This is a genomic window from Gemmobacter aquaticus (genome assembly GCF_007859075.1).
Classification (GTDB): domain Bacteria; phylum Pseudomonadota; class Alphaproteobacteria; order Rhodobacterales; family Rhodobacteraceae; genus Gemmobacter; species Gemmobacter aquaticus.
This window is the reverse complement of record NZ_VOAK01000024.1, coordinates 188452-204622: the sequence shown is the minus strand read 5'-3', so window position 1 is coordinate 204622 and position 16171 is coordinate 188452. Positions and strand designations below refer to the sequence as shown.

The window sequence follows — 16171 nt, the reverse complement described above, 5'->3', positions numbered from 1 at the left end:
TCACATAGCGCGTTATCAATTTATTGATTGATAATCAGCGTCGGTGTCAATATTTTACGGGCATGGAGGAAAAGATGACGACAGATTCCGCGCCTGCCCCGGTCCGCCGCCGCTATGCGCCTTCGGAACGCCGGCAGATGATCCTGGACGGGGCCATCCGCTTTTTTGCGGAACACGGGCTGGACGGGTCTACCCATGCGCTGGCCAAGTATCTGAACGTCACGCAACCGCTGCTCTATCAGTATTTCCCGAACAAGGAAGAACTGATCGACGCTGTTTATGAGGAACTGTTCCGCGGCCGCTGGCGGGCGGAGTTCGACCGTATCCTGACGGACCGCAGCCGTTCGCTGCACGATCGGCTGATCGACTTCTACGCCCATTATGCCGAGATCATGCATGCCTCGGAATGGATGCGGGTCTATCTTTATTCCGGACTGCGCAACCTTGAACTGAACCAGCGCTACAACCCGCTGATCGAAAAGGGCGTCATCGCCCGCTTCTGCGAGGAACTGCGCCACAGCCTGCACCTTCCGGGTTTCGATGCCGTGCCGCTGACCGCGCAAGAGCGTGAGGCGACGTGGATGCTGCACGGCGGGCTGTTCTACTACGGCGTGCGCCGTTTCATCTATGGCGTCGAAGCCAGCCAGAACACCGCCGAGACGGTCGAGGTGGCCGTAACGATGTATCTGGCGGGCATGCCGGCGGTCTATCGCGGGCTGGGCCTTTCGCCCGGCTGATCCGCCGAAAAGCCTGTTGACTTCACTGCACTGTGCAGTGCATGTTTGATCCCGAAGGGTGTGAGTCGCGCGATCGCGTTGATCCAGCGCCCGCAGAGGGAGAACAGGATGCAAGACCTTGCCACAGGTGCGGCGCTGCCGCCGGGCGCAAACCGCTATGATGTCACCGCCGCGCGGCCCCGGAATCTGCCCCGCGCACCGTTGCCGGCGGGGGCGCGGACCATCGACATGCACAGCCATGTGGACGTGCCCGAGGCGCAGGCCATGGTGGCGGGTGTTTTCGACCCGATGACCATGCCACTGGTCCGCTTTTCCACCCCGGAAACCCGGGCGCTGAACATGAAGCAGAGCGTCGAGCGGCGTGACCTGATGGTGGATGTGCAGCACCGGCTGGCCGAGATGGCTCGCTATGGCATCGACCATCAGGTGATCATGCCGACGCCGTTCCAGTGCTTCTACAGCCTGCCGGACGCGGGCCTTGCGGTTGAGGCAACGCGGGCGGTGAACGAAGGCGTCGCCCGTTTCCGCGACGCAGCCCCGGGCCGGTTCAGCGCGCTCGGCTCGGTCCCGCTGGCCGATCCGGTGGCGGCGGTGGCGGAATTGACGTGGCTGATGGCCAACGGCTTTCGCGGCGCGCAGATCCTGACCAGCGTGAACGGGCTGGAACTGTCGGACCCGCAATTTGAGCCGTTCTGGGCTGCGGCCGAGGCGCTGGGCGCGGTGATCTTGCTGCATCCGAACGGCTTTTCCGATGGCACGCGGCTGTCGCGGTTCTATTTCAACAACACCATCGGCAACCCCTTCGACACCACGGTTGCGCTGCATTACCTGATCTTCGACGGGGTGCTGGAACGCTATCCGGCGCTGAAGCTGATTGCTGTGCATGGCGGCGGCTATGTCGCGGCCTATAGCGGGCGGATGGATCATGCCTGGGGCGCCCGTTCGGACTGCCAGAGCACACCGCTGCCGCCGACCGAGTATCTGAAGCGCATCTGGTTCGACAGCGTGGTCTTCACCGTGCCGCAGCTGCAGGCGCTGGTCGCACTGGTCGGCGCCGATCATGTGATGATGGGCACCGATTATCCCTATGACATGGCCGAGTATGACCCCGTCGGCCATGTGCTGGAAGCCGGCTTTGATCAGGCCACGCAGCGCGCCCTTCTGGGCGGTTCCGCGCAGGCCCTGTTCAGTCTCTGACCGCCCATCCCCATCCGACACCGGAGGAAACCCATGTCCGCCTTCACGAACCTCGTGGCCGAAAGCGCCACGCCCCGCAGCTTTGGCCTGTTCATCGACGGCGCGCTGCAATCCACCGCCGGGCGCCGGATGATGCCCGTCATCGCCCCCGCCACCGGCGAGGTCATCGCCGAAGTGGTCGAGGCTGATGCCGCAGATGTCGATCTTGCCATCCGCGCCGCCCGCCGCGCATTTGAAAGCGACGAATGGGGCGGGATGGCGCTGCGCGCCCGCTGCCGTCTGGTCAACCGGCTGGCCGATGTGATGGAGGCGCATCTGGAGGAGTTGTTTGCGCTGGAAACGCTGAACAACGGCCGCCCGATCCGCGAGACCCGCGCCCAGATTGCCCGGGTGCCGGACCTGTTCCGCTACAATGCCGGCCTTGCCATGGCGCGGCGGGATTCGGTGATCCCGGTTGAGGGCGACTATCACGCCTTCACCAACCGCCTGCCGGTGGGGGTGGTGGCCAATGTGACGCCCTTCAACCATCCGCTGCTGATCGCCTGCCGCAACATCGCGCCCACTTTGGCCTCCGGCTGCACCACGGTCGTGAAGCCCTCGGAGTTGACGCCGCTGACCACGCTGCGGCTGGCGGAACTGTTTGCCGAGGCGGGGCTGCCCGCGGGCGTACTGAATGTGGTCACCGGATATGGCGCGGTGGCGGGGAAGGCGCTGTCGGAACATCCGGGCATCAACAAACTTGTGCTGACCGGCGGCACGGAATCAGGCCGCGCCGCCGGCTCTGCCGCTGCGCGCAACTTTGCCAGCCAGACGCTGGAACTGGGCGGGAAAACTCCGGTCGCCGTTTTTGCCGATTGCGATGTGGACCGCGCCGTGAGCTATGCCGCCTTCGGGGCTTTCGTGGGTGCCGGGCAGACCTGCGTCTGTGCCGCCCGCCATCTGGTGCAGCGCCCGGTCTATGACGAGTTCGTCGCCAAACTCGCCGCCCGGGCCGAGGCGATCCGCGTCGGCGACCCCTTCGAGATGACCACCCAGATGGGCCCCGTCATCTCGGCCCGCCAACGTGAACGGGTTCTGGGTTTCGTCGAAACCGGGCTGGCCGAAGGCGCGCGTCTGGTCGCCGGGGGCCGCGTCCCCGAAGAGCTGGGCAATTCCGGCGGCTTCTTCGTGCGGCCCACGGTCTTTGCCGATGTGACGCCCGAAATGACCATCGCCCGCGAAGAGGTCTTCGGCCCCTTCACCGTTGTCATCCCCTTCGACACCGAGGAGGACGCGCTGCGCATCGCCAATGACTCGCCCTATGGGCTGGCCGCGGCGGTGCATACGGGCGACGTCGCCCGCGCCCACCGCTTTGCCCGCAATGTGCAGGCCGGGATCGTCTGGATCAACGATCACCACCGCGTCGATGCCGCCTCACCCTGGGGCGGGGTGAAGCTGTCGGGCATCGGGCGCGAATTCGGGGAAGAGGCGTTCAACGCCTATTTCACCGCGAAGGCCGTGATGGTGAACACCTCGGGCGCGCCCTTTGACTGGTACGATCCCTACGCGCTTGACGCGCGGCTGAACTGAAACGGAGAGGTCTCATGAACGCACCGCTTTTCGAACCCTTCCTCCAGGGGCCACTTGACCTGCCGAACCGGCTGGTCGTGGCGCCACTGACCCGGGTCAGCGCCACGCCCGACGGCAGCGCCACGGCCGAGATGGCCGCCTATTACCGTCGCTATGCGGAAGGCGGCTGGGGCCTGATCGTGAGCGAGGCGACCTATGTCGATGACCACGCGTCGCAAGGCTATTTCCGCCAGCCGGGCATCGTGACCCCGGCGCAGATTGCCGCCTGGCGGCAGGTAACGGAAGCGGTTCATGCAGCAGGCGGTCGGATCGTCCTGCAACTCTCTCATGCGGGGGCATTGGGGCAAGGCAATCCGCGCGGGCGGCGGACGGTGGCGCCCTCGGCCATCCGCCCGGCAGGAGAGATTGCCCGGCGCTATCGCGGGATGGGCCCCTATGCCATCCCCGCCGCGCTGGATGAGGATGAGATCGCCACAATCATCGCGGCCTTCGGGCAAGCTGCGCGCAATGCCATCGACGCGGGCTTTGACGGGGTCGAGATCCACGGCGCCAACGGCTATCTGATCCACCAGTTCCTGACGCCTGACAGCAACCAGCGCAGCGATGGCTGGGGCGGATCGCTGGATAACCGACTGCGCTTTCTGATGGCCGTGCTGCAGGCCGTGCGTGAGGCGGTGCCGACAGACCGCATTCTGGGCCTGCGTCTGTCACAGTCGCGCGCCAATGACGCCGCGGCGCAATGGCAGAACGGCGCGGCTGAGGCCGAGGGCATCTTTAACGCCGTCGGGCGCGTGCCGGGGCTTTACCTGCACATCAGTTCGCACACCGGCTGCGCTCCGGTCTTTGACAGCGGATTGAGCCTTGCGGGTCTGGCCCGCCGCCACTCCGGTCACCCTGTCATTGCCAACGGCAGGCTGGAGACGGGCGATCTGGCAGCAACGCTGCTGACTGGCGGAGAGACAGACCTGATCTCGCTGGGCAGGGCCGCCATCGCAGACCCGGATTGGCCGGACAAGGTGAAACGCGGCGACGTCCCGGTAGGCTTCCATCCCGACATGATCGCTCCGGTCGCCGATCTAACCAGCCGGATCGCGTGGGACTGGTCGCAAGGGTAATGTCAGAGGAACCAATCTTGCCGCGGGGCAGGGCGACCGATTAGCCTCACCAGATGACCAAGCGTTCCCCGTTCCGCTACTTCAAGACCAGCCCGTCGATCATCCGCCTTGCGGTGATGCTCTACATCCGGTTACCTAATTCCCTGCGCAATGCCGAGGACCTGCTGCACGAGCGCAGGATCGAGATCAGCCACGAGACCGTGCGACACTGGTGGAACAGGTTCGGCCCGATGTTTGCATCCGAAATCCGTGGCAAACGTGTCGAGGCAATGCGCGCCTGCCGCCACTGGCGCTGGCACCTGGACGAGGTCGACGTAAGGATCAATGGCGAGATGAACTACCTCTGGCGCGCCGTCGACCATGAGGGCGAGGTGCTCGAAAGCGTCGTCACCAAGACGCGAGACCGCAAGGCGGCGCTGAAATCCTCAGGAAATCGGTGAAGCGGCAGGGGCGGCCCGAGACCATCGTGACGGACAGGCTTCGATCCTACGGTGCTGCCCTGAAAGACCTGGGCCGCGGCGATGACCGCGAGACGGGGCGCTGGCTTAACAACCGTGCTGAGAGTTTATACTTGCCATTCCGGCGACGAGAGCGAGCCATGCTGCGGCTCCGCCGCATGCACACCTTACAGAAATTCGCTTCAGTGCATGCCTCGGTCCACAACCACTTCCCAACGGAGCGTCACCTCCAAGATCGCAACGCCTACAAACAGGCCCGTGCCGCCGCTCTCGCAGAGTGGCGCGACCTTTTCGCTGACCGACAGGCGGGTGGGGTAGGGGAAACGGAGACTGGTTCGCATTCGTCTGGCAGCACCCCCGGATGAGTTCTGCCTGCCGCGATGGAGAAACAGGGCAATAGGCGCTTAAGGTGGTTGCGATGCTTTCGTGGCCTAGGTTCATCGACCAGGCCTGAAACTGCTCGGGGGTCTTGCAGAAGTCGTTCGCGAGGATGCCGCGTGTCTTGCGGAGACTGTGGGGGCCGAAGGGGGGCAAACCGGCGTCGGTGTTGGCCGTCTTGATGACCTCGCGGATCGTCCCGGTTGTGCCATAGGTTTCACGGGAGAGTTCTTCCCACGCAAGGGATCCTTTCTTGAGGGACATTTTCAGCTTGGGAAACAAGGCGTCACCTGGGCCGAACAACTGGTCCTTGCGCAGGTAGTGACCTGCCACGGGATTTCTCCTCCAGTTGCGACTAGTGTCCGCCCCAAGGAAGGGACGGACGATGAAGCGAATGATACGAAGCGAAGAGCAGATCGTAGGGGTTCTACGCCCTTCCCGAGTTTCGCCCGGCCGACCTTCGAAAGGCCGCTTCGGAGAATGCTGCCATGCAGCGTTGTGGCGGGACGAACGTCTGCAAAGGGCCGCTCACGCAAACTCTCACAACTGCGCCTGCCTTCCCACAAGGGCAGTTTTGCCCAACACTCCGAAGCGAGAGGCCTCGGTGCCCCTCGCAAACTCCTCAGCTGTCGAAGTCAGCCTCAATTTGTGTCGGCAACCGCAGCCTGACGCCTTCTCCCTTGCCATTTTCCGCTCGGATAAACTCAATTCCGCCTTGCTCGAGTGCAGCCATCAAGCGTTCGACAATCTCTAACCTTGATCTGCCCGGCCCAAATTTTGGGTTTTCGATTCTCTGGACAGTGGGGAGAGAAATCCCTGTCTTTTCAGCAAGTTCAGCTTGCTCCCATCCAAGAAAAAGCCGTGCAGCCTTTATTTGAGCTATGCTAATCATGTTTCGTACATCTTTTTTTACGTTCCGGGATTGACTTATCGGGTCGCATATTTTATGTTTGAGACATAACAACACAAGCGGCAAACGTGAAGCCCTTGTTCCATTGGAGCATGAAATGAATATTGACCAGAACGGCTTGGACACACAGCTGGCAACCTCTTGCAACACGCTCGACACTCTCACTCCAGCCGCAGAGGCATTTGAGAGCCTGATTGCGCGGCTCGATACCCTTTGCGATGCAGAAGCAGCCCTTGAAGGCGCGCCGGTTGGCGATCTCGCTTTTGACCGCTGGTTTCAGGATGCTGAGGCGGCGAGGACGACCGCGATCAGCGCCGCGGCGGCGCTGTGCGATGCCGATCCCCTCTCCCAAATGGATGCCCGCATGCAAGCCCTTGGCAAGGCGTTTTCGTCCATGATGATCACCGCTGATCCCGAAACCTATCGGCGTCTGCATGTGTTTTTTATCGCCGAGGCCGCCCATCCACGGGCCGCTCTCCAATCCAGCGCAAAATCCATGCAGCAGTTCTGCAGGTTGATCTCAAGGCTGCTGGCTCTGCTAGATTACCTGCCTGAAGACATTGGGCTCGATGAGGCCAACGCATTCGATTGCGCCTTTGCGGCCTAGAGCCGCGCTCCCGTTTTCCCCAGAAAATCTAATCGCTTGAAAGGGTGTTCTTATGCTCAAGACACAGTTTTGCCTAAACCAATCTTCAGATGTCCTGACTGGCGCCTATGCGCTCAGCGACCGCCCGATGAACGCGCAAATCGTCTTGGCGGCGCGCGTGAAAGGCTTTCGGGCGTTCAGCCGTCTCAGGAAAAATGGCTACTATGCCTTGTATTGTCTCTCTTGTGGGGAGGTTCTGCGGGCGCGGCATTCGGTCATTCTGCAGTCCCAGCCCACATGCCATTCCTGTCTGGCTGAGAAGCATAAAAGGATCGCCTTGGATGCAGGCCTGGTTTTGTTGGGCCGTGACCCCAAGAGCCGCCACTATGGGATTTTCCGCGCCCTATGCGGGCATGAACTCCGCCGCGAGTTTGAGTTTGTGCAAAGGATGGCGCGCGGAGAAGCTGCGGCGCGATGCGAGACATGCCATGCGCAACGCCAGCAGGCGACAGCACTGGCGCGCGGTTGGCGGCTCATCGGGGCGGACCCGGCAGGGCGGGTCAGCTATCGGCTCTATGCACATCTGGCCTGTGGGGCGGAGCTGCCGATTGCCCTGGCCAATATGGAGTCAGGGCGCTTCAGCTGCCCACGATGCGGGATGGCATGGCCGGCCGCTCAAAGCGCCCTTTATGTGATGCAGTTCCTCCTGAACGGGAAAGAGCCCGCCATCAAACTTGGCTTTTCAAAGGATCCTGCCTCGCGGCTGAGCCACCAACTGCTGTCCGGCGTCACAACTCCGGGCCAATTGCTGCGGGTCGTGCCCATGCCAACGGGTGCTGCCGCGATCCAAACCGAAAAGTCCCTTCACAAACGCATCTTGGTTGAAATGCCTTCGGCACGCTTGGCGCCCCATCTGTTTCGCGGGCAGATCCGGGTGAAATCGGAAATCTATGCCATCGCCGCGCTGCCATTGATCAACCGCATGCTGGACGAGGTCCGCTCCGCCGCCTGACGCCTTCCTCTCAATTGCCACGCCTCTGAACGCCCTAGGGCGATCCCTTCTTTATGTTCTGGAGCTTTGCACATGACCGATACCCGCCACACATTTCTGCCCCCAAGTGCCCTGACCGCTGCAAGCTGGTGCTCCCTTGCCGATGACCTCCTGTCACTTCTCGCCAAAAGCAGCAGCCGCGAGACAGCCTTCTTGATCGTAACGCCCGCCGAGAAAGCACCAGCAATGCCGGAGGCAGCGCCCAAGGCCGTGGCGGCAGCGGCGGAAAACTTGGGAGATCTGTTTCCGAAATTGGACCGCGAGCTAGACGAAATGGATATGATTCACCCCAGTTCACCGCCCCGCGTGATTGATGAAGTATGCCTGCGTCCACGCCCCGCAACCCTCATGGCGGCGCTGCAGATTGCAAAAACCTTTGAGACGCAGGAGGTCTTGGAGGCCGCTCTTTCTGACCGGTCGCAAATCACCGTCCTTTGCGCCCATGCCGCAAAGCTGGCGCCTTCGGTTGCGCTCCTTCTCAATGCGGCAAGCGCTCAAGGCGCTGAAGAGGCCCCCTTCGTTGCCCGCGTTTCAGAAGTCTTGCGAGAAGGCAGCGACAGCGCCGGCCGGACCTTTTCAGGCTTGCGCGACACCTTTATTCAGGCCTTGGAGCAGGGGCAGCCGATCACGCTTGTCGCGGCATCAGCTCATGATTTGCTGAAGCCGGTCCAGAGCTTGGGCGCCACGTGCCGCGATCTCGTCCCCCTCGACGCGAGCATCTTGGATGTGGCGTTGCGCGTGGCTTACCCAGATTGTGACCCCGTATGTCCGCCCGCCAACTTGCCCGTGGGGCATCTTGAACCCGAAGATCTGGCTTTGGCATGCAGAGCCGAAACCCGCCAAGGCGCCATCGAGATTTTGACCCAGCGGCTCTCGCCCCAAGTGGTCAAAGGGCCGGGGTTGATGGAGTTTCCGCTGCCTGCTGAGGTCAAGTCCACGCTCAAGCGCATGATCGAGGATTTGCTGGCATGGCAAGCGGGGGAAATTGCTTGGGCTGATGTGACGCGAGGCCTACTTTTGGTCGGTCCGCCCGGCACCGGCAAAACAGAGATCGCGCGGCTTTTGGCGCGGGATGCAGGATTTGAGACCATTGCCACATCCTTGGCGCAATGGTCTTCTGACAGCGGTCGATCTGGCGAAATTCTGAAATCGATGCGGGCGGCGTTCTCGCGCGCGCAAACCTTGGCGCCTTGTATTCTCTATATTGATGAGTTGGATGCGCTTGGCGATCGCAATCGCGCGCCGGATCACAATTCAGCCTGGACTGACTTCATCATTGGCGGGCTGCTCGAATGTCTGGATGGTTTTGCAAATCGTGAGGGCGTCATCGTCATCGGCGCGACCAATCATCTGGCCAAGATTGATCCGGCCATCCGGCGGCCGGGGCGGTTTGACACATTCCTTCGGCTGGAGGTCAGCGGCCCTGATCTGCTGCCAGAAGTGTTTCGCTGGCATTTGAAGGATGATCTTCCGTCAGCGGATCTGGTGCGGCTCAGCCAGATGGCGGAGGCGATGTCGGGCGCTCAGGTGGCGGCTCTGGTCAGAACGGCGCGGTCGCATGCCCGCTCAGAACGCCGGGCGCTTGCCCTTGCAGATCTTGAGGCCGAAATTCGCAACCTGCGCCCTCCCTTGCCGCCATCTCAGCTCTGGCGCGTGGCGGTGCATGAGGCGGGTCACGCGATTGTCGCGGCGGCCAATGGGGCCGCAATTCCCGTGGCCCTGGCGATTGGATCCGGGGGCGGGTGGGCCGCTTTTGCCATGCCGGCTGGGCATCAAACGCGCGACGACATCCGCGCCGATCTGTGCCGCCTTTTGGCCGGGCGGGCCGCGGAACGGCTTGTGCTGGGGAACATCAGCGCTGGTGCCGGAGGCGGGGCGGAAAGCGATTTGGCCAAGGCCACGCAACTTGCCACGGCCACGGAGATTTCCTGGGGCCTCGGCAGCTCCCGCGTTTGGCTGGGAGACACAGAGGCCAGTCTGTCACGCCTGGTGCTGGACGCCCATCTTCGGCAAAGGATTGAGACGCAATTGGCGCGGGCCGAGACAGGGGCGATGCAACTCCTCACGCGCTTCAAGCCTGTGCTCATCGACCTTGCCACAGCACTCTGCACCCAAAAACGCATCGAGGGTACCGAGTTGGAGCGGCATCTCTCAAAGGTGACAAACATGAGGGCTGAGGCAGCAGAGGATGTCACGGCTGACTTTTCATGACCTGCGGCTCTGCATCATGCTGCACCGGCACCAAAGGACTGGAGAGGAGGCGGTCCACGAACTGCTTCCTCTGATCTTTTCGATTGCAGGGAGGATACGCCGCCACGCCCGCGCATAATCAAACGATAACGGTCACTGCACGCGCCGGACACTTCTCTCAAGCTGATATCTTGAGCGCCCCAAGCACCGAACGCAGGTTTTCCAGACCCGCCTCAAGGCTTTCCATAATTTCCTCTGCGATCTCACCGGGCGACGCCAGATCGTCCATATCCGTCAGGCTTTTGTCCTTCAGCCAAAACAGGTCGAGACTTGCCTTGTCCCGTGCCAAAAGCTCTTCGCGGGAAAATGCCCGCCACCGGCCCTCTGGCGTGTCCTCGCTCCATGTGGCTTTGCGGTCATGCCGGTTGGCACTGTTGTAAAGCGCCACGAATTCCGACAGGTCCTCATGCCGCAGGGGGCGCTGTTTCAGCGTGTGATGCACATTGGTGCGATAATCGTAATACCAGACCTCCCGCGTCTGAGGCTCTTTCGAGGCCGGGCGGTTGTCAAAGAAAATCACGTTGGCCTTCACGCCTTGCGCATAAAAGATCCCGGTTGGAAGCCGCAAGATCGTGTGCAGGTCCGTCATCTGCAAAAGCTTCCGGCGGATGATCTCACCCGCGCCGCCTTCAAACAGCACGTTATCCGGCACGACCACCGCTGCCTTGCCCGTGGTCTTCAGCATCGCATGGATGTGCTGGACGAAATTCAACTGCTTGTTCGAAGTTGAGGCCCAGAAATCCTGCCGGTTATAGGTCAGCTCCCCTTCCGCCTCTCCCTCGTCATTCACAAACTTCATCGAGGATTTCTTGCCAAAGGGTGGGTTGGCCAAGACATAATCGACCGTCATCGCGGGCGGCGCGATCAGCGCATCGGCGGGCGAGATCGCGCTGTCGCCGATCATCTCGCCGATATTGTGCAAGAACATGTTCATCAGCGCCAGTCGACGCGTCCCGGCGACAATCTCGTTGCCAAAGAAGGTCTTGGATTTCAGGAAGGCCTTCATTTCACGGTCGAGATCCAGCCGCGACAGATGGTCATAGGCCGCAAGGAAAAAGCCCCCCGTCCCGCAGGCCGGGTCAGCGATGGTCTTGCCGGGCTGAGGATCGACGCAATCGACAATGGCGCGGATCAGTGCGCGGGGGGTGAAATACTGGCCTGCGCCGGATTTCGTATCCTCGGCATTGCGCTCCAACAGGCCTTCATAAATGTCGCCCTTCACATCGGCGCCAAGGATGGTCCATTTCTCCTCGTCCACCAGCGCGATCAGCCGCGACAGCTTGGCCGGGTCTTGAATCTTGTTCTGCGCCTTGGTGAAAATCTGCCCCAGCATCCCGGTCTTGGTGCCAAGGGTCGTCAGGGTCCGCATGTAATGCTGTTCCAGCTCGGCCCCTTTCAGCGCGCGCAGATCGGCCCAGGTGAAGCCCGCAGGAATACCCACATCCCGCAGATAGGGCGGCTTTGCATATTCATCGGCCATCTTGAGGAAGATCAGGTAGGTCAGTTGTTCGAGATAATCGCCATAGCCCACCCCGTCATCCTTGAGGATCGTGCAGAAGTTCCAGACCTTTTGAATGATCGGATTGGTGCTCATGTGCGGGGCTTTCGAGAGCGGGCAGGGGCCGGATTGGGTTTGAGGCGGGCGAGGAGCGCGGCGGCGGGTTCGTCCTTGGGGTCTTGCGGGACGAGGCGGCCCGAAAAGGCCTCTTTCAGGATGGATTGCCGCAGGGCCGCGATCTTCGCGAGGGCGGTGGTGATTTCGGCCTCGGTGGCGTCGATGGCCGAGAGCTGGGCGTCCAGGATATGGACAAGCTCATTTTGTTCTTCGAGAGGCGGCAGGGGAAACGCAAATCCGCAGATATGCGGTTGGTTGATCTTGTAAATGCCGGCGGTCGTCCGCGCTGCCGTTTCGATTTGATCCCTCAAGATCCGTGAGTTCCACACAAGAAGGAAGTATTCCGCCAAGGCGACATCTCTATCGATCGCAAGCCGGATCATCGTATCGGGGTAAGCGACAGGCTCTCGGACACCCACAGCCAGTGCGCCGATGCCTACCAGGTGTTTTGAGCCATTGCCACGAATGACGAAGAAATCGCCTTCCTCGACGATCCAGCCTTCAGCGTCCTCGGCGCTCCAGTCGCCCTCTTTCGCTTCCATGAGGTTCAGCCGGTTGCCCTTGAACGCGGAGAGGCGAAGAACCTTGAACCCGCCCTTGCGGTCCTTCACCGAACGCCCATTCGACGGGGGTTCTTTCAAAAGCCCCTCGACTGTGACCGTGACCCAACCCGGGGGTGAATGGCCGTTCGGACTTCCCGAGGTGACGAGTTCTGCCGGCCGCGAAGGCTTCCCCGGCTTTTTCCCCTTCTCGCCGCCTGCGCGCCATTCGGAGAGGGCGGTTTGCCAAGCGTCCAGGGCCTCGGCATAGCGGGTTTCGCGCTCTTGGCGGATGCGGGCGAGGAGGGTCTCGGGGGGCTCGAGCTTGTCCTTGTTGGCCTCGCGCCAAGCGGCGGTGAGGTCGCCTTGGAAGGCGGCTTTCAACAGGGATTGCCGGTAAAGCCCCAAAAGCCCGCGCGCCCGGATCAGGTTTTCCTCCCCGGCATCCAGCTCGGAGAACAGCTCCTCGACCTTGGCCACGATCCGCTTTTGCTCGGGGAGGGGGGGGAGAGCAACAGGGCGCTCTAGCGAAGCCTTTGTCTTTACAAATGGTTGACCGCTACCGCTACGGACCCAGAACTCTTCATCGTTGACGAGGTACCAAAGGTAACGATGTTCAATCAGCCCGGGATCAAATCGAAGAACGTGCGTATTCGCGACAGCACTCCATTTGCCGTCTGCCATGAAGCACTTGCCGCATCGAGCGCCGACCGCAGAAATCACGATGGCGGGGCCTTCTTGTTCGTAACTCTCAAGCCAGACGTCTTGCCCGGATGCGCTGAAGCCCTTGTAGCTGCCTTTCGCTGGAAAACTCAGTTGCTTTCCTTTGATGAGCTTGGAGTTACCTGAGTGATGGTCGATGACCTCATTTAGACAGACCTTTACCCACCCGGAAGGCAACTCTTCAGGCAGGAAGTATCTCATGCCGACAGCGCCTCATTAATCTCATCCATAACGGCCGTCATCCCCTCACCGAACAGCGCATACATGCGCCCGAGGCCTCCTTGCGCGTCGAAGGGGGTGAAGTCCAGATCGGAAGTCTCGATGCGGAAGCTTTGGGCGATGTGGTCGCGGATCATTTGCAGCCATGCCATTTGCTCACCTGTGAATTTCTCGCCCGCGCCGGAGTGGCGCTTCAAAATCCAGGCCTGAAAGTTGCGCCGCACGCGGTCCTCATTGGGGGTCAGGGTCTCATCCAGCCCGGTGGCGCGGCGGATGAGGGCGACAAGCTGGCCAAGGTCTGATCCCGGCGTCTTGCCCTGATAGTGATCCAGATGGGCATAGGCGCGCCACACATGGGCGGGGGAAAGGTTGGGCCGATCAGATTTCAGGATGGCCAGCAGTTCCTTGATCATGGCGTGGCTGACCTCGGCGCGCCGGGCGGGCTGGCTGTAATAGATCTGCAATGCGGTGATCTGATCGGCATGGGTGGCCAGCCAACCTTCGAAATCGGCGGCGATGGATTTGGCATTCTCGCCCGCCTCTCCGGCCCAGGTGGAGACGGTGACAGTATCGAGCGTATCATGGTCGATGGTCTGTTCATGATCGCGGCGGATCGTGTCCAGCAGGTCGATCAGCGGTGCCGTCAGCCCTTTGGTGGCCTCTGTCACCAAACTGTCGCGCGCGGCGTTCAGCGCGGCCTCATCTGGCTCGGCCTCGCCAGTGGTCTGGCGCGCCAAGGTCTCGATCCGGTCGGCGTCGATGGCATCGAAAAGGTCGCGGATGAGGGAGGTGAGGGGCATGCCCGCCTTGTCCTCGATGCGCTTTTTCTCGGGCGCGTCGAGCTGTTTGTTCAACCGGGCAAGGCGGGCGGCAAAGGAGGCGACGGCATCCTCATCGGTCGCGCCCATCACAAGGCCCATGCCCAATTCCTTGAAGGGGATCGAGGGGGTGGTGTCGAGCGGGCGGGAGGCGGTTTTCAGCGAGGTGGTGACGCCCACCGCATCCACGATGACGTAATGGGTTTTGGCATTGGCCGAGGGGGTGACCTTGCGCAGGTCATCAGGGGCGACAACGCGGGTGCCGCGGCCCTTCATCTGCTCGAAATAGTTGGCGGATTTGACGTCACGCAGGAAAAGCAGGCATTCCAGCGGTTTGACGTCGGTGCCGGTGGCGATCATGTCCACGGTGACAGCGATGCGCGGATAATAGGCATTGCGGAAATCGGAGAGGGTGGATTTCGCGTTGTCAGCCTGGTGGGTGATCTTGCGGCAGAAATCGTTGCCCTCGGCAAATTCTTGACGGACGATCTGGATGATGTCGTCGGCATGGCTGTCGGTTTTGGCGAAGATCAGGGTTTTCGGGGTTTCCTTGCGGCCGGGGAAAATGGTCGGCAGCTTGTCGCGGAATTCACGGATGACGGTGCGGATCTGGTCGGGGACCACGACAGAGCGGTCGAGCTGGGAAGCGGCATAGGCTTCCTCGGCATCCTGCTTTTCCCAGCGTTTCGCGCGGGTCTGGCGTTCGCGTTTCTGGATCAGCTGCTGGGCCTTGATCTTGCCACCGGCCTTTGAAACCTGCGTGTCGATCAGGTAAACCTCATTGCCGACATTGACCCCATCGGCCACGGCCTTTTCATGGGTGTATTCGCTGACGACGTTCTTCTGGAAGAAGCCGTAGGTGCGGGCGTCTGGGGTGGCGGTCAGGCCAATCAGGAAGCTGTCGAAATATTCGATGACCTGACGCCAGAGGTTGTAGATTGACCGATGGCATTCATCGATGATCACAACGTCATAGAACTCGGGCGGGAGCTTTGGGTTATAGACAACGGGCAATGGCGTCTTGCTGAAGACGCGTTCTGATGGGGGCGCATCTTCAGCGCCCTCGGCCAAGTCTTCACCTTTCAGGATCGAATACATCCGCTGGATGGTCGAGATGTGAACCTGGGCGTGGGGGGAGGCATTCGCCGAGGACAGGCGCTGGACGGTGTAAAGTTCCGTGAATTTGCGGCTGTCATCGTTGGGAACGAAAGACATGAATTCTTGCTCGGCCTGTTCCCCGAGGTTCTTGGTATCAACGAGGAACAACACCCGGCGCGCGCCGGCATGTTTCAGGAGTCGGTAAACTTGGGTGATCGCCGTGAAGGTCTTGCCCGACCCTGTGGCCATCTGCACGAGGGCCCTCGGGCGGTCTTCTTGCAGAGAGGCTTCCAGTTTCGTGATGGCGCCGATCTGACAGTCACGAAGGCCGGTAGAGTTTAGGGCTGGCAAATCTTGCAGGGCAGCCCTGAAGGATTTGGCTTGGGATTTCCATTCCTTCAACGTGGTTGGCTGATGGAAGGAAAAGACTTCCCTCGATCTGGGTTTCGGATCGCGAAGGTCGGTAAACCGCGTGATCGTCCCGGTTGCCTCATAGATAAACGGCAGGGGGTCCTTGTTCTTGATCCATTTCAGTTCAGCCGCTGCATATTGGGCTGACTGCGCTTCAACGGTGGTGATTTTTGCGCCCCAAGAGTCGGGCTTGGCCTCGACGATCCCAAGGGGCACTTTCTCGGAAAAGAGCGCATAGTCGGCGGGGCCGACACGGGTCTGGTATTCGCGGATGGCGATACCTGTGCCAGCCGTATGGTCGACTGATTTCATGGCTTGCACAGTGAAGCCCGCAGCACTCAGGCGTTGATCGATTTGGTCACGGGCGATCTGTTCCGGGGTTTGGTTAAGCGTTGCCACGAGAATGAATTTTCCGAAAAGTGATCCGGCGGTATCTTGGATCATCAAGATCAACAGGGCAAGGACCCGCGCTTGGCGGTGTTCAGTGGGCGGGGCGC

11 protein-coding genes and 1 pseudogene are annotated in these 16171 nt (G+C 61.3%); 8 read left to right on the top strand and 4 right to left on the bottom strand.

All coding sequences use genetic code 11. From position 1 onward, the window contains the following. Nucleotides 1-74 precede the first annotated feature (74 nt). From FQU74_RS16735 to FQU74_RS16715, 5 genes and pseudogenes are all read left to right on the top strand, one after another. Nucleotides 75-737, top strand: a complete 663-nt coding sequence (locus FQU74_RS16735) for a TetR/AcrR family transcriptional regulator (RefSeq protein WP_158635613.1) — start codon at nucleotides 75-77, stop codon at nucleotides 735-737. Between the two features lie 108 nt (nucleotides 738-845). Continuing rightward, a complete protein-coding gene (locus tag FQU74_RS16730) occupies nucleotides 846-1934 on the top strand; it encodes an amidohydrolase family protein (RefSeq protein WP_146287619.1) in 1089 nt (362 codons plus the stop codon). 33 nt (nucleotides 1935-1967) lie between these two features. Beyond that, entirely contained in the window at nucleotides 1968-3503 is a 1536-nt protein-coding gene (locus FQU74_RS16725; protein ID WP_146287618.1) for an aldehyde dehydrogenase, read from the top strand. 14 nt (nucleotides 3504-3517) lie between these two features. Next, nucleotides 3518-4618: an oxidoreductase gene (locus FQU74_RS16720; protein ID WP_146287617.1), complete on the top strand. Its 1101-nt coding sequence runs from the start codon at nucleotides 3518-3520 to the stop codon at nucleotides 4616-4618. A gap of 53 nt (nucleotides 4619-4671) precedes the next feature. Continuing rightward, nucleotides 4672-5366, top strand: a pseudogene (locus FQU74_RS16715) (IS6 family transposase); the annotation flags it as partial. Nucleotides 5367-6076: 710 nt separating this feature from the next. Here the strand turns inward: FQU74_RS16715 and FQU74_RS16710 are convergent. Beyond that, nucleotides 6077-6346: a helix-turn-helix domain-containing protein gene (locus FQU74_RS16710; RefSeq protein WP_146287616.1), complete on the bottom strand. Its 270-nt coding sequence runs from the start codon at nucleotides 6344-6346 to the stop codon at nucleotides 6077-6079. A 115-nt stretch (nucleotides 6347-6461) separates the two neighbouring features. Between FQU74_RS16710 and FQU74_RS16705 the strand changes: the two genes are divergently transcribed. The 3 genes from FQU74_RS16705 to FQU74_RS19320 all read left to right on the top strand — a co-directional run bounded on the left by FQU74_RS16705 (nucleotide 6462) and on the right by FQU74_RS19320 (nucleotide 10212). Continuing rightward, nucleotides 6462-6971 (top strand): hypothetical protein, encoded by a 510-nt coding sequence (locus FQU74_RS16705; protein ID WP_146287615.1) that lies wholly within the window; start codon nucleotides 6462-6464, stop codon nucleotides 6969-6971. 52 nt (nucleotides 6972-7023) lie between these two features. Next, nucleotides 7024-7962, top strand: coding sequence for a GIY-YIG nuclease family protein (locus tag FQU74_RS16700; protein WP_146287614.1), 939 nt, complete (start codon nucleotides 7024-7026; stop codon nucleotides 7960-7962). A gap of 855 nt (nucleotides 7963-8817) precedes the next feature. Continuing rightward, entirely contained in the window at nucleotides 8818-10212 is a 1395-nt protein-coding gene (locus FQU74_RS19320) for an AAA family ATPase (protein ID WP_158635612.1), read from the top strand. 157 nt (nucleotides 10213-10369) lie between these two features. On the opposite strand, the gene FQU74_RS16690 is transcribed toward FQU74_RS19320, so the two are convergent. Genes FQU74_RS16690 through FQU74_RS16680 form a run of 3 tightly spaced genes read right to left on the bottom strand, consistent with a single transcriptional unit; the run spans nucleotide 10370 to nucleotide 16118 of the window. Then, nucleotides 10370-11845: a class I SAM-dependent DNA methyltransferase gene (locus FQU74_RS16690; protein ID WP_146287612.1), complete on the bottom strand. Its 1476-nt coding sequence runs from the start codon at nucleotides 11843-11845 to the stop codon at nucleotides 10370-10372. Beyond that, entirely contained in the window at nucleotides 11842-13329 is a 1488-nt protein-coding gene (locus FQU74_RS16685; RefSeq protein WP_146287611.1) for a restriction endonuclease subunit S, read from the bottom strand. The genes FQU74_RS16690 and FQU74_RS16685 overlap by 4 nt, the downstream gene beginning before the upstream one ends. Beyond that, nucleotides 13326-16118: a type I restriction endonuclease subunit R gene (locus FQU74_RS16680; RefSeq protein ID WP_188781591.1), complete on the bottom strand. Its 2793-nt coding sequence runs from the start codon at nucleotides 16116-16118 to the stop codon at nucleotides 13326-13328. The genes FQU74_RS16685 and FQU74_RS16680 overlap by 4 nt, the downstream gene beginning before the upstream one ends. Nucleotides 16119-16171 lie beyond the last annotated feature (53 nt).

Bases quoted from the DNA above. Each gene is read 5' to 3' on its own strand.
- FQU74_RS16730 (WP_146287619.1), top strand. From the start codon at position 846: ATGCAAGACCTTGCCACAGGTGCGGCGCTGCCGCCGGGCGCAAACCGC.
- FQU74_RS16705 (WP_146287615.1), top strand. From the start codon at position 6,462: ATGAATATTGACCAGAACGGCTTGGACACACAGCTGGCAACCTCTTGC.
- FQU74_RS16690 (WP_146287612.1), bottom strand. From the start codon at position 11,845: ATGAGCACCAATCCGATCATTCAAAAGGTCTGGAACTTCTGCACGATC.
- FQU74_RS16720 (WP_146287617.1), top strand. From the start codon at position 3,518: ATGAACGCACCGCTTTTCGAACCCTTCCTCCAGGGGCCACTTGACCTG.
- FQU74_RS16735 (WP_158635613.1), top strand. From the start codon at position 75: ATGACGACAGATTCCGCGCCTGCCCCGGTCCGCCGCCGCTATGCGCCT.
- FQU74_RS16710 (WP_146287616.1), bottom strand. From the start codon at position 6,346: ATGATTAGCATAGCTCAAATAAAGGCTGCACGGCTTTTTCTTGGATGG.
- FQU74_RS16680 (WP_188781591.1), bottom strand. From the start codon at position 16,118: ATGATCCAAGATACCGCCGGATCACTTTTCGGAAAATTCATTCTCGTG.
- FQU74_RS16700 (WP_146287614.1), top strand. From the start codon at position 7,024: ATGCTCAAGACACAGTTTTGCCTAAACCAATCTTCAGATGTCCTGACT.
- FQU74_RS16685 (WP_146287611.1), bottom strand. From the start codon at position 13,329: ATGAGATACTTCCTGCCTGAAGAGTTGCCTTCCGGGTGGGTAAAGGTC.
- FQU74_RS16725 (WP_146287618.1), top strand. From the start codon at position 1,968: ATGTCCGCCTTCACGAACCTCGTGGCCGAAAGCGCCACGCCCCGCAGC.